This is a genomic window from Siccirubricoccus sp. G192 (assembly GCF_019084075.1).
In the GTDB taxonomy this organism is placed as follows: Bacteria; Pseudomonadota; Alphaproteobacteria; order Acetobacterales; family Acetobacteraceae; genus G192.
Window position 1 is genome coordinate 2,424,297 of record NZ_JAHREN010000001.1, and the last position, 12,747, is coordinate 2,437,043.

Below are 12,747 nucleotides of genomic sequence, written 5' to 3' on the forward strand. Positions count from 1 at the left end.
CCCTTGGGTTGCCTCAAGGGGGCAGTCTGCGCGCTGGTGCGGCTCTGGCCAAGCCGGGCACCGCATATCCATCCGTCACCCGCTGCCCTACAAGCGCGGGCGCCGCGGCCGGGCACGCCCGGCCCGGCCCGCCCGATGCAGCCGGAGACCCGCCATGCCCCGCCAAGCCGGAACCGCCACCAAGGCCGTCATCTTCGACGCCTATGGCACGCTGCTCGATATCCATGCCGCGGTGGGCCGCCATGCTCCGCGCCTCGGCCCGGCGGCGGCTTCCGTCTCGGCGCTGTGGCGGGCCAAGCAGCTGGAGTTCAGTTGGATCCTCTCCGCCACCGGCGCCTATAAGGATTTCGCGGCGATCACCGACCGCGCCCTCGGCCATGCCCTCGCCCTGCATGGGCTGCACGACCCGGCGCTGCGGGCGGACCTGCTTGCCGCCTACCAGGTGCTCGACGCCTATGCCGAGGCCGCGCCGCTGCTGGCGGCGCTGCGGCAGGCGGGGTTCGCCACCGGCATCCTCTCCAACGGCTCGCCCGACATGCTGGAGGCCGCAGTGCGGGCCGCCGGCCTGGTGCCCCTGCTGGATGCCGTGCTCTCCGTGCATTCGCTGCGGTGCTACAAGCCCGATCCGCGCGTCTATGCCCTGGTGACGGAACGCTTCGCCTGCCAGCCGCATGAGGTGGCTTTCGTCTCCGGCAATGCCTGGGACGCCTATGGCGCCACGCGCTTCGGCTTCCGGGTCTTCTGGGTGAACCGCGCCGGCGGCCCGCCGGAATACTGGCTGGACCGGACCGCCACGATCATCCCCGGCCTCGCTGCCCTGCCGGGGCTGCTGGCATGACCCCCGCCGCGCGCTTGGCCGCCGCCAGCGACCTGCTGGATGCGCTGGAGGCCCAGCCGAAACGCCCGGCGGATGGCATCGCCAATGATTTCTTCCGCGCCCGCCGCTATATCGGCGGCGGCGACCGCCGGGCCATCGCGGAGCTTGCCTGGGGCGTGGTGCGGCAGCGGCTGCGGCTGGACTGGTGGCTGGCGCAGGCGCGCGCCCGGCCCACCGCCCGGATGCTCCTGGCGGCGCATCTGTTGCTGGCCGAGGGGCTGGAGATTCCGGCCGTGCTCGCTGCCTTCCCGGGCGGCCAATACGCCCCCCCCGCCGCTGACCGTGCCGGAGGAGCGGCTGCTGCGCGCTCTGGATGCGCTGCGGGCGCGCAGCGGCGCCACCGGGCTGATCCACCCCGAGATGCCCGAAGCCGTGCGGCTGGACCTGCCGGATTGGGTGCTGCCCGGCTTCCGTGCCCGCTTCGGCGACCGCCTGGCGGAGGAGGCGGCGGCGATGGAACTGCCCGCGCCGCTCGACCTCCGCGCCAACCTTTTGAAGGGCACGCGCGAGCAGGCCGCGGCGGCACTGGCGGCGGAGGGGATCGAGGCGGTGCCGACCCCCTGGTCCCCCTGGGGCCTCCGCCTGCCCTCGCGCCGGCCCGTCACCGGCACCGCGGCTTTCGAGCAGGGCCTCATCGAAGTGCAGGACGAGGGCAGCCAGCTCATCGCGCTGCTGGCGGATGCGCGGCCGGGGATGCGGGTGGCCGATCTCTGCGCCGGGGCCGGCGGCAAGACGCTGGCCATGGCCGCCAGCATGGGCAATCGCGGCCGGATCACCGCCTGCGATGTCTCGGTCCCCCGGCTGGAAGGCGCGGTGCGGCGGCTGCGCCGGGCCGGGGTGGACAATGCCGAGCGGCATCTGCTGGTGCCCGGCGACCGTTGGGCCAAGCGCCGCGCCGGCCAGTTCGACCGGGTGCTGGTGGATGCGCCCTGCACCGGCACCGGCACCTGGCGCCGCAACCCTGACGCGAGAATCGGGACCGGCCCTGCCGATCTTCAGGAACTTTCCGTCAAGCAGGCGGAAATATTGGCAACCGGCGCGGAACTCGTGCGTCCTGACGGCTTGTTGATCTACGCTACCTGTTCACTGCTGCCCGAAGAGAATGAGGTTCAGGTTCGGGCATTCCTTGATCGAAGGCCGGATTTCGTGCCGCTGCCCCTGCCGGATGCTTGGCGGCAGGCAGGCGGCTCAGGCCCTCCGCCGGCGGAGGGTGAGTTCCTGGCGACCAGCCCGGCCCGGCATGGCACGGACGGGTTCTTCGCCGCCGTGCTGCAACGAAGGCCCTGACCGGCCGGATGGGGAAAGGAAGCGCGCCGAATGATCTGCATCCGCCGCGCCCGGCCTGACGATGCCGCGGCCATCGGGGCTGTGCATGTGGCCACCTGGCGCAGCACCTATGCCGGGATGCTGCCCGACAGCTACCTCACGGGGCTCTCCACCCTCCGCCACGCCGCCGGGTATGAGCAGGCGATCATCGAGCGCCACAACAGCCATGCGGTTTTCGTCGCGGTGGCCTCGGGGCCCGAGGCGCCGCCGGATGGGCAGGGCCAGGAGGGCAGCGGGGTGGTGGTCGGCTTCGTCTCCGGTGGCCGGGCCCGCCGCTTCGGCCTGGCGCAGGCGGAGGTGGAGACGCTCTACCTGCTGGACGACTACCGCGACCGCGGCACCGGGCGGCGGCTGATGCGGGCGATGGCGGCGCATCTGGCGGCGGTGGGATGCCGCTCCGCCATGCTCTGGGTGCTTCGGGACAACCCGAGCCGCTGGTTCTACCAGCACCTGGGCGGCCGCCCCGCGGCGCGGGAGGTGATCCGCTTCGCCGGCCAGGAGATGGAGCAACTGGCCTTCGTCTGGGACCCGATCGACAGCCTGCTGGCCGCCACGGCGCCGGCCAAGGACCACTGAAGCCGGCTGCCTGCCACGCTGCTTGCCCTGGCCGCCGCCCTATGCTGGAAGGCGCCATGAACGCCCCCGCCTCGCCCCAGCACGACCGCATCCTGATCCTCGACTTCGGCAGCCAAGTGACGCAGCTGATCGCGCGCCGGCTGCGGGAATCCGGGGTCTATTGCGAGGTCTGGCCCTATACCGCCAGCGAGGCCCGCATCCGTGCCTTCGCACCACAGGGAATCATTCTCTCCGGCGGCCCGGCCAGCGTGACCGAGGGCGAGAGCCCGCGGGCGCCGGAGGCGGTCTTCGGCATGGGCCTGCCGGTGCTTGGCATCTGCTACGGGCAGCAGGCGCTGGCGCATCAGCTCGGCGGCACGGTGGAGGGCAGCGACCACCGGGAATTCGGCCGTGCCTTCGTGGATGTCACCGGCGAATGCGCCCTCACCCAGGGGCTCTGGGCGCCGGGGGCGCGCGAGCAGGTCTGGATGAGCCATGGCGACCGCATCACCGCGCTCCCGCCCGGCTTCCGCGTGGTCGCCAGCAGCGAGGGCGCCCCCTTCGCGCTGATCGCCGACGACCAGCGCCGCTTCTACGGCACCATGTTCCACCCGGAGGTGGTGCATACCCCGCACGGCGCGCAGCTCCTGCGGGATTTCACGCATCTGGTCTGCGGCTGCCGCGGCGACTGGACCATGGCCGGCTTCCGCACCGAGGCGATCGCCCGCATCCGGGCGCAGGTGGGGCAGGGGCGGGTGATCTGCGGCCTATCCGGCGGCGTCGATTCCTCGGTCGTGGCGGTGCTGCTGCATGAGGCGATCGGCGACCAGCTCACCTGCATCTATGTCGATCACGGGCTGATGCGGGCGGGCGAGAGCGAGCAGGTGGTCTCCACCTTCCGCGATCGGTTCAATATCCGCCTGGTCCACCGCGACGCCAGCGACCTCTTCCTCGGCCAGTTGTCTGGCGTCACCGATCCGGAGGTGAAGCGCAAGACCATCGGCCGGCTCTTCATCGAGGTCTTCGAGGAGGAGCAGAACCGCATCGGCGGCGCCGACTTCCTGGCCCAGGGCACGCTCTACCCGGATGTGATCGAGAGCGTCTCCACCACGGGCGGGCCGAGCGTCACCATCAAGTCGCACCACAATGTCGGCGGCCTGCCGGCCGGAATGCGGATGCGGCTGGTGGAGCCGCTGCGCGACCTGTTCAAGGACGAGGTGCGCGCGCTCGGCCGCGAGCTCGGCATGCCGGAGGCGATCATCGGCCGGCATCCCTTCCCGGGGCCCGGCCTCGCCATCCGCATCCCGGGCGAGGTGACGCGGGAGAAGGCGGACCTGCTGCGCAAGGTTGATACGATCTACCTGGAGGAGATCCGCAACGCCGGCCTCTATGACGCCATCTGGCAGGCTTTCGCGGTGCTGCTGCCGGTGCGGACGGTGGGCGTCATGGGCGATGGCCGCACCTATGACATGGCCTGCGCGCTGCGCGCCGTGACCAGCACGGATGGCATGACCGCCGATGTCTATCCCTTCGACATGGGCTTCCTGAGCCGCGTCGCCAATCGCATCGTGAATGAGGTGCGCGGCATCAACCGCGTCACCTACGACATCACCAGCAAGCCGCCCGGCACGATCGAGTGGGAGTGACCAGGGAGTAATGCGGATACGCAGGGCTGACCCAGGATACGAATGACCTGCCCCACTGAAGAAATTGCGGGTGATAGTCTCTGAATGTCTCGGGTAGCTGGACGAGGCTCACGCCGTACTTGTCCACAAAACCTGAGGCTGCAAATGACCCCCCCCAACCTCTCGTCGATTTGCGCATTGAACAAATTCATCCGGTCAAGCGCCGAGCCAGCGAAATGATCTTGCAAGAAAGGCATTCCCGTTCGCGCGCGGCCACTCGCCGTGAGCCACAATGACGCGTTGACAATTCCAGTTCAGCGCCTTGTCGCGCGCCCGGCGCGCCGGTGCGCGGTTTATAAACGATAATCGCCATTCGAGCGGCGCACAGGCTTGGTCCTGAGTGAGGCCATCGAGGCGCGCCAGGAAGCGCCACAAACCCCAATTTTTTCGGAGAAAGTGATCGCTGAACGTCTGGATCAGATCGGCGACGATTACGGTGGCCGAGGGGCGGTGAAGAAAGACAATCTCGTCCATGGCGAACGAACCGCGGAACCATGCCTGGTCGATATCGGGAAGCCATTCGGGCGGCGGGCTGTCCTTCAGCGCTTCGCGGAAGGAGAGGTCGGAGCGTTTCTTGATTGTTGATTGCGGCCCCCATAGCAGTGCCTCGGGATAGGCCGCCTTCCACTCCTGCAGATAGAGGTGATGGAGTTTGTTGGGGCTCACGAGGTGACGAACAGAGCCCAGACGATCCACTTCGGTACGCAGATCCGCAGTTAGCTTGACTGGCGACCATACCCACAGATCGCCGTTCTCCAGTCGGGCGATGACGGAACGCGTCGAATAGGGAATGCCAAAGAAGCTGACATTCTCTCCTTCAGCGACCCAAAGAGCCTCATGCACTTGCTTGAGCATTTCTTCAGCCTCGGCGCTAACAGTTAAACGGCGCTGGCTTGGGTGGATTCAAGAGCATTGCCGTCCGCAGGTCTTCTCATTTCATTGAGTGCATCTACGCAATGTTGGCACGGACCCCATGACCACTTATGCTGATTTTCACCACCTTCGGCCATAACATTGTTCAATCCCGAATGTTTAGAGGCAACAACCGTCGCGCGGAGGCGTGATGTCGGTCAGGACTGACGGTCTTTTTTCAACGAGGCCGATGAGACCGCGCTTGCTGGAAACTTCGAGAACTTGACCGATCAGCGTCTATAGCTGCTGAAACCAAGCAGGTTCTGAATCGACAGAATTTCCTGTTGAAATCAGAAGCGCAAATTTCTGACTTCTCAAGGAGACGGTCTTTGATCGTGCGTGGGAAATTCTTGCTGTTAGATCAAGGCGTTATAACGACCTAAATTATCGAGTGGGAATAGGCCTGGGCAGGCAGGGCTGCCCCGTTACTGCCAGTGTCTTCCGGTAGTTCTGCGGCTGCGCGGACCTCCGCTTCCCTGGCGAAGCAGACCGTGGCTGTTGCATGACGCCCGCCGCGGCCCCGCGTTTCGCCGGTCCACCCGCAAGTGGCTGCCGCCACTCGCTTGACACCCGGAGCCGCATCGGCCGACCCTTCCGCTTCAACGCGCCGGCAGCAAGACCGGCGGACGGGAGGTTTGCATGAGGCCCATGCTTCCAGCGGCGGCACTCGCGGTTGCCATGAGCCTTGCCGGTGCCACAGAGGCGCCGGCCCAGCGCGTATTGACCATCGGCGCGCAGACACCGCCCAGCGCGCTCGACCCGCACTACCACAACACCACCAACAACACCTCGGCGGTGCGCCATATCTTCGAAGGGCTTTTCGAGGTGAGCACGGAGGCCAAGCCCGAGCCGCGCCTGGCCGAGAGCCTGCGCCTGATCGATGACCTTACCTGGGAGGTGAAGCTGCGCGCCGGCGTCCGCTTCCACGACGGCACGCCCTTCGAGGCCGAGGACGTCGCCTGGACCTTCGCCCGCGTGCCCACCGTGCCGAACAGCCCGGCGCTCTTCACCCCCAATGTCCGCAGCATCGCCAGCATCGACATCATCGACCCGCAGACGATCCGCATCCACACCCGCGAACCCAATCCGCTGATGCCCTTCGACCTGGCTGGCCCGGCCATCCTGTCGCGCCGCGTGCACGGGCCATCGCCGGCCACCTCGGATTTCAACAGCGGCAAGCTGGCGATCGGCACCGGGCCGTACCGCTACGGCGCCTTCGCTCATAACGAGCGGCTGGAACTGGCGCGCAACACGGAATACTGGGGCCCGGCCGAGCCCTGGGACCGCGTGGTGATCCGCTACATCGCGCAGCCCGGCTCCCGCAGCGCGGCGCTGCTGGCGGGCGAGGTGGACATCATCGACTACGTGCCGGTGCAGGACGTGCCGCGGCTCGAACGCGACCAGCGCTTCGCCGTGTTCAAGATCGACAGCCTCACCTATGTCTATCTCTTCCCGGATTCGATGCGCGACACCTCGCCCTTCGTCGCCGACAAGCAGGGAAGGCCGCTGCCGCGGAACCCGCTCGCCGACCGGCGGGTGCGGGAGGCGCTGTCGCTCGCCATTCCGCGCCAGGCCATTGCGGAGCGGCTCTATTCCGGCCTGGCGCGGCCGGCCGACCAGTTCGCCGCCCCCGTCGCCGAGCACCGCATCCCCGACCTGCCGCCGCTGCCCTACGACCAGGCCCGCGCCCGCGCCCTGCTGGCCGAGGCCGGATATCCCGACGGGTTCCGCCTGACCGTGCATGGGCCGAACGGCTTCTTCCCCTCCGACGACAACCTGCTGCAGGCCCTGGCCCAGGCCTTCACCCGCATCGGCGTCGAAACCCAGGTGGAGGCGCTGCCGCCGGCGACGCTCTTCACCCGCGCGACCAACCGCGAATTCTCGCTGTTCATGACCTATTTCAGCAGCGCCTTCACCCTGAACCCGCTGCGCCAGGTGGTGATGACGCGCAATGCCGAACTCGGCCACGGCCCCTTCAACCGCCAGCGCTACTCCAACCCGGCGGTGGATGAGCCGGCGCAGCAGGCCCTGGTCACCATGGACCCGGAGCGGCGCGAGGCGCTGACCCAACAGGCGGCCCGCGCGCTGCTGGAGGACAAGGGCGTGGTGCCCGTCATCTTCCTCCGCAACACCTGGGCGACGCGCCGCGACCGCGTGGTCTTCGACCCGGACCCCTACAACCGCACCAGCGCCCTCTATGCGCGGCCGGCGCAGTAGCGACGGCGCTTGACGGCACCCCGGTTCCGGGCCGAGGCTCGTTGCAGGGCAGCAAGGGGCCGGGACCGGATGCGCCGTTTTCTCCGGCTTGCGGGCGCCACGCTCGCCAGTGCCGCGCTGGGCCTCGGCGGCCCAGCCGCGGCGCAGAACCGGGTGCTGACCATCGGCGCGCAATCCGCGCCGAGCGCGATGGACCCGCATTTCCATTCCTCGAACAACAACAATGCCATCCTGCGCCAGGTCTTCAATCCGCTGGTGGATTTCAACACGCGGGGCGAGCTGGTGCCGGCCCTGGCGGAAAGCTGGCGGGCGGTGGACGACCTCACCTGGGAATTCCGTCTGCGGGAGGGCGTGCGCTTCCATGACGGCACGCCCTTCGAGGCGGATGATATCGCCTTCACCTTCGCCCGCGTCCCCACCGTGCCGAACAGCCCGGGCCCCTTCACCCCCTTCGTGCGCACCGTCGCCGGGGTCGAGGTGGTGGATGGCCGCACGGTTCGGATCACCACGAAGGAGCCCAACCCCTTCCTCGACTGGGACCTCTCGCTGGTCATGATGCTGTCGCGGCGGCTGCATGCCAATGCGACGACGGCGGATTTCAACTCCGGCCGCGCCATGATCGGCACCGGCGCCTATCGCCATGTCTCCTATGCGCTGGGCGAAAGGCATGAGATGGCGCGTAACCCGGATTACTGGGGCGGCGCCGTGCCCTGGGAGCGGGTGGTGATGCGCTTCATCCCGAATGCCGGGGCAAGGGTCGCGACCTTGCTCTCCGGTGATGTCGACCTGATCGATTTCGTCCCGACCCAGGACGTGGCGCGGCTTTCCGCCGATCCGCGCATGGCGGTCTTCGGGGTGGACAGCCAGGGCACCGCCTATCTATTCCCGGATGCGGCGCGCGACCAGGCACCCTTCGTCTCCGACAAGCAGGGAAGGCCGCTGGAGCGCAACCCGCTGCGCGACCGGCGGGTGCGCCAGGCGCTGTCGATGGCGATCAACCGCGGCGCCATCGTCGAGCGGCTGCTCTCCGGCCAGGGTTCGCCGGCCGAGCAATTCGCCGCCCCCTCGGTCGGCGACCGCGTGCCGGACATGCCGCCGCTGCCGCAGGATATCGACCGCGCCCGGCGCCTGCTGGCCGAGGCCGGCTACCCGGACGGCTTCCGCCTGACCCTCCACGGGCCGAATGGCTGGTTCGCTGGCGATAGCGACGTGTTGCAGGCGATCGCCCAGGGCTTCACCCGGATCGGCGTGGAAACCCGCGTTGAGGTGCTGCCGCCGGCGAATTTCTTCACCCGGGCGACCAACCGCGACTTCGCCCTGTTCATGACGACCTATACCAGCAGCATCGCCGCCAATACGCTGCGCCAGGTGGTGATGACGAAGAATCCCGCGACCGGCGCCGGGCCCTTCAACCGGCAGCACTATTCCAACCCCGCGGTGGATCAGCCGCTCGCCGAGGCGCTGCGGACCATGGACCCCGCGCGGCGCCGGGATCTCACCGCCCAGGCGATGCGCGCCACCATCGAGGACATGGGCGTGATCCCGGTCTTCTACCTCAAGGTCAATTGGGCCGGGCAACGAGCGCGGGTGCGCTACGACCCGAGCCCCGCCTGGTACACCAACGCGCTGCTCGCCACGCCGGCCGAATAGGGACCCATCGATGCCTGACGCCTCCGTGCTTGCCCGCCTGACCGCCGCGGTCGAGGCAAATTTCGAGCGTGAGACCGCCTTCCTGGCCGATCTCGTGCGCTTCCCGAGCACCCGCGGCAACGAGGCGCCGCTGCAGGACTGGATGGCGCGGCAGCTTGCCGTCCGTGGCTATGCGGTGGACCGCTATACCCTCGCCGACGTGCCGCTGGCCTCGCATCCCAAGGCCAGCCCGATGGTGGATGCGGACCCGGCGCGATCCGTGCAGGTGGTGGCGACGCATCGCGCCGCGAACCCCACCGGCCGCAGCCTGATCCTGCAGGGTCATATCGACGTGGTGCCGGAAGGCCCGGTGGAGATGTGGACCTTCCCGCCCTATAGCGCCACCATCCGCGACGGCTGGATGCATGGCCGCGGCGCGCATGACATGAAATCCGGCGTCGCCAGCATGGTCTTCGCCATGGACGCGCTGCGCAGCGCCGGGCTGGAACCCGCCGCCGACGTGCATCTCCAGACCGTCACCGAGGAGGAGAGCACCGGCAATGGCGCGCTCTCCACCCTGCTGCGCGGCTATCGCGCCGATGCGGCGCTGATCCCGGAACCCACCGGCGGCACCATTACCCGCGCCCATACCGGCACGCTCTGGTTCCGCCTCAAGCTGCGCGGCGTGCCGGTGCATGTGGCGGTGGCGCAGTCCGGCAGCAATGCCATCCTCTCCGCCTATCATCTGGTCCAGGCGTTGCAGGCGCATACCGCGCGGCTGAACGAGGCGGCGCGCAGCCACCCCTGGTACCGCGACATCGACAGCCCGCTGAAATTCAACCCCGGCATCATCCGCGGCGGCGACTGGGCCAGCAGCACCCCCGCCTGGTGCGAGGTGGATTGCCGCATCGGCCTGCTGCCGGGCACCGAGGTGGCGGAGGCGCGGCGGGGTGTCGAGCAATGCGTGGCGGAGGCCGCGAAGGGCGACGGCTTCCTCGCCAACAACCCGCCCGAGGTGGAGTGGCACGGCTTCCTTGCCGATGGCTATGTGCTGGAGCCGGGCAGCGAGGCGGAGCGCGTGCTGGCCGCGGCGCATGCCCGGGTCTTCGGCGGGGAGATGCCGGCGCGCATCACCACGGCGGTGAACGACACGCGCTTCTACGGCCTCTATTTCGGCATCCCCGGGCTTTGCTACGGGCCGAAGGGGGAGGGCGCGCATGCCTTCGACGAACGGACCGATCTGGAGCACCTGCGCAAGACCACCCTCGCCATCGCCTGCTTCATCGCGGAATGGTGCGGCGTGCGGGAAGTGGCGGCATGATCGGCCGCCGGACGCTGCTCGCGGCGGCTGCCGCGGTGCCCGCCGCGGCCCGGGCGCAGCCCGCCGAAAGGCCGCTGCGGATCGTCGTGCCCTTCGCGCCGGGCGGCTCCTCCGATGTCCTGGCGCGGCTGTTGCAGATGGGCATGCAGTCCGTGCTCGGGCAGGTCGTGGTGGTGGACAACCGCCCCGGCGCCGGCAGCCTGCTGGGGTCGGAGGCGGTGGCGCGCAGCGCGCCGGACGGCACCACGGTGCTGCTCGCCGACCTGCCCTTCGTCATCGTCCCGGCGGTGCAGGACCGGGTGCCCTATGACCCGGTGGCGGATTTCTCGCCCGTGACGCTGCTGGCCGTGGCGCCGCTGATGCTCTTCGTGCATCCCGCGGTGCCGGCACGGAATGCCGCCGAATTCGCGGCGCTGGCGCGGGCGCAGCCGGAGCGGTTCAGCTACGGCTCGGGCGGCATCGGCGCCGCCTCCCACCTGATGGGGGAGTTGTTCCAGCGCGCCACCGGAACCCGGCTCGCCCATATCCCCTATCGCGGCGGCGGCCCCGCGGTGCTGGATACCGCGGCGGGGCAGGTGCAGGCGGTCTTCGTCTCGCTCGCCTCCGCCGCGCCGCAGGTGCAGTCCGGGCAGGTCCGGGTGCTGGGCGTCGCCGCCGAGACGCGGCTGCCCGGCCTGCCCGAGGTGCCGACCTTCCGCGAGCAGGGCATCGACCTGGTCGTCGAGCATTGGTGGGGCCTGCTGGCGCCCGCCCGCACGCCGGAGGCCGCCATCGCCCGGCTTTCCAATACCGCGGCGACCGTGATGCGCTCCCCCGAGCTTGCCCCGCGGCTGGAGGCCCTGGCGCTGCTGCCGCGCACCGAGGGGCCGGCGGCCTTCGGCGCCTTGCTGCGCGCCGATCTCGAACGCTGGGGCGGCGTGGTGCGGGCCGCGGGCATCCGCGTCCAGTGACGGCGGGTCTCGAAGCCTTCCTCGGCCGGCTGGCCGCAGATGCCGGGCTCTGGGCCGATTTCACCGCGCTCTGCGACTGCGGCGGCAGGCTGGCGGGCACGGAGAGCGAGGCGCGCGCCTTCGCCTGGACGGAATCGCGCCTCGCGGCGATCGGCCCGGTGCGCAGCGACCCCACCCCCTATGCCGGCTGGCGCTGCGGCCTGGCGCGGGTGACGGACCTCGCCAGCGGCCGTGACCTCGGCTGCGCGCCGCTGCTCGGCACTGCCGCGACCCCGCCGGAGGGACTGGTGCTGGAGACGCTCGATCTCGGCCGCGGCGCGCCGGAACAGGTGGCGGCGGCCGGGGAGGCGCTGCGCGGCCGCGCCGTGCTGGCGCGGCACGAATATCCCTTCGCCGCCTGGACCGTGCATCGGCGGGTGAAATTGCAGGCGGCGACGGCGGCCGGTGCGGCGGCCTTCCTGATCGTGCAGCCGGAGCCGGGGGTGGGGCCGGTTTCCGGCTCCTCCGGCCGCAATGGCGGCGCGGGCATCCCGGCACTCGGGATCTCGGCCGAGGCGGGGGCGCTGCTGCGCGAGGGGCGGCGCATCCGGCTGCAAGTCCAGGGCGAGGACCTGGCCGCCACCACGCCGACCCTGGTGCTGGACCTGCCGGGGCGCGGACCCGACCGGGTGGTGCTTTCGGCGCATCTCGATGGCCACCCCCTGGGTGAAAGCGCGATCGACAATGCCACCGGCCTGGCCGCCGCGCTCGCCCTGGCGCGGGCGGTGGCGCCGGTGGTGGAGCGGCTGCCGCGCGGCCTCACGCTCTGCGTCTTCGGGGCGGAGGAATGGGCGCTGTCCGGCTCCCGCGCCTGGCTGGCGGCGCAGGGGGAGGCGGCGCCGGCGCGGATGGCGCTGAACCTGAACCTCGATTCCATCGCCGGCGGGGCACGATTGACGGCGCTCACCAGCGGCTTTGCCGGGCTCGGGCCCTGGCTGCGGCGGGCGGCGGCGGGAATCGGCGTCGATCTCGGCATCCACCTGCCGCTGATGCGCAACTCGGACCATGCGAATTTCGCCGATCACGGTATCCCCGCGCTCCGCCTGGTCGCCGGATTCGATGCGCCGGAGAGCGCGCTGCGCTTCCTGCTGACCGGCGCCGATACCCGCGCCCTGGTGCCACCGCAGGAGCTGAAGGCGGCGGCGCTGACGGCCGGCGCCCTGCTCTGGGCCGCCTTGACGGAGGGGGAGGCGGCGTTGGCGGCGCTGCGCGGCTGAGTCCCTGGAATCCCTTGCC

The 12,747-nt window shown here is 70.0% G+C and carries 9 protein-coding genes and 1 pseudogene; 9 read left to right on the forward strand and 1 reads right to left on the reverse strand.

The genetic code is table 11. The features are described from left to right. Positions 1-154: 154 nt before the first annotated feature. The 4 genes and pseudogenes from KSF81_RS11535 to guaA all read left to right on the forward strand — a co-directional run bounded on the left by KSF81_RS11535 (position 155) and on the right by guaA (position 4,404). Positions 155-838 (forward strand): haloacid dehalogenase type II, encoded by a 684-nt coding sequence (locus KSF81_RS11535; protein WP_217379100.1) that lies wholly within the window; start codon positions 155-157, stop codon positions 836-838. Continuing rightward, a pseudogene (locus KSF81_RS11540) lies at positions 835-2,164 on the forward strand (RsmB/NOP family class I SAM-dependent RNA methyltransferase). The gene KSF81_RS11535 and the pseudogene KSF81_RS11540 overlap by 4 nt, the downstream one beginning before the upstream one ends. Positions 2,165-2,194: 30 nt before the next feature. Further along, a complete protein-coding gene (locus KSF81_RS11545; protein WP_217379101.1) occupies positions 2,195-2,779 on the forward strand; it encodes a GNAT family N-acetyltransferase in 585 nt (194 codons plus the stop codon). Positions 2,780-2,835: 56 nt separating this feature from the next. Further along, positions 2,836-4,404 carry a glutamine-hydrolyzing GMP synthase gene (gene guaA / locus KSF81_RS11550; RefSeq protein WP_217379102.1) on the forward strand — a complete coding sequence of 523 codons (1,569 nt, stop codon included), beginning with the start codon at positions 2,836-2,838 and terminating at the stop codon, positions 4,402-4,404. 195 nt (positions 4,405-4,599) lie between these two features. On the opposite strand, the gene KSF81_RS11555 is transcribed toward guaA, so the two are convergent. Further along, positions 4,600-5,298, reverse strand: coding sequence for a DUF4336 domain-containing protein (locus KSF81_RS11555; protein ID WP_217379103.1), 699 nt, complete (start codon positions 5,296-5,298; stop codon positions 4,600-4,602). 696 nt (positions 5,299-5,994) lie between these two features. Between KSF81_RS11555 and KSF81_RS11560 the strand changes: the two genes are divergently transcribed. From KSF81_RS11560 to KSF81_RS11580, 5 genes are all read left to right on the forward strand, one after another. Further along, complete coding sequence (locus KSF81_RS11560; protein WP_217379104.1) at positions 5,995-7,572, forward strand: ABC transporter substrate-binding protein; 1,578 nt, start codon at positions 5,995-5,997, stop codon at positions 7,570-7,572. Between the two features lie 69 nt (positions 7,573-7,641). Next, the gene (locus tag KSF81_RS11565) at positions 7,642-9,222 is read left to right on the forward strand and encodes an ABC transporter substrate-binding protein (RefSeq protein WP_217379105.1); all 1,581 of its coding nucleotides are present in this window, start codon (positions 7,642-7,644) and stop codon (positions 9,220-9,222) included. Positions 9,223-9,232: 10 nt separating this feature from the next. Then, the gene (locus tag KSF81_RS11570; RefSeq protein WP_217379106.1) at positions 9,233-10,522 is read left to right on the forward strand and encodes an ArgE/DapE family deacylase; all 1,290 of its coding nucleotides are present in this window, start codon (positions 9,233-9,235) and stop codon (positions 10,520-10,522) included. Continuing rightward, the gene (locus tag KSF81_RS11575; protein ID WP_217379107.1) at positions 10,519-11,472 is read left to right on the forward strand and encodes a tripartite tricarboxylate transporter substrate binding protein; all 954 of its coding nucleotides are present in this window, start codon (positions 10,519-10,521) and stop codon (positions 11,470-11,472) included. Before KSF81_RS11570 ends, KSF81_RS11575 begins: the two co-directional genes overlap by 4 nt. Beyond that, positions 11,469-12,728, forward strand: a complete 1,260-nt coding sequence (locus KSF81_RS11580) for a M28 family peptidase (protein ID WP_217379108.1) — start codon at positions 11,469-11,471, stop codon at positions 12,726-12,728. Before KSF81_RS11575 ends, KSF81_RS11580 begins: the two co-directional genes overlap by 4 nt. Positions 12,729-12,747: the final 19 nt, after the last annotated feature.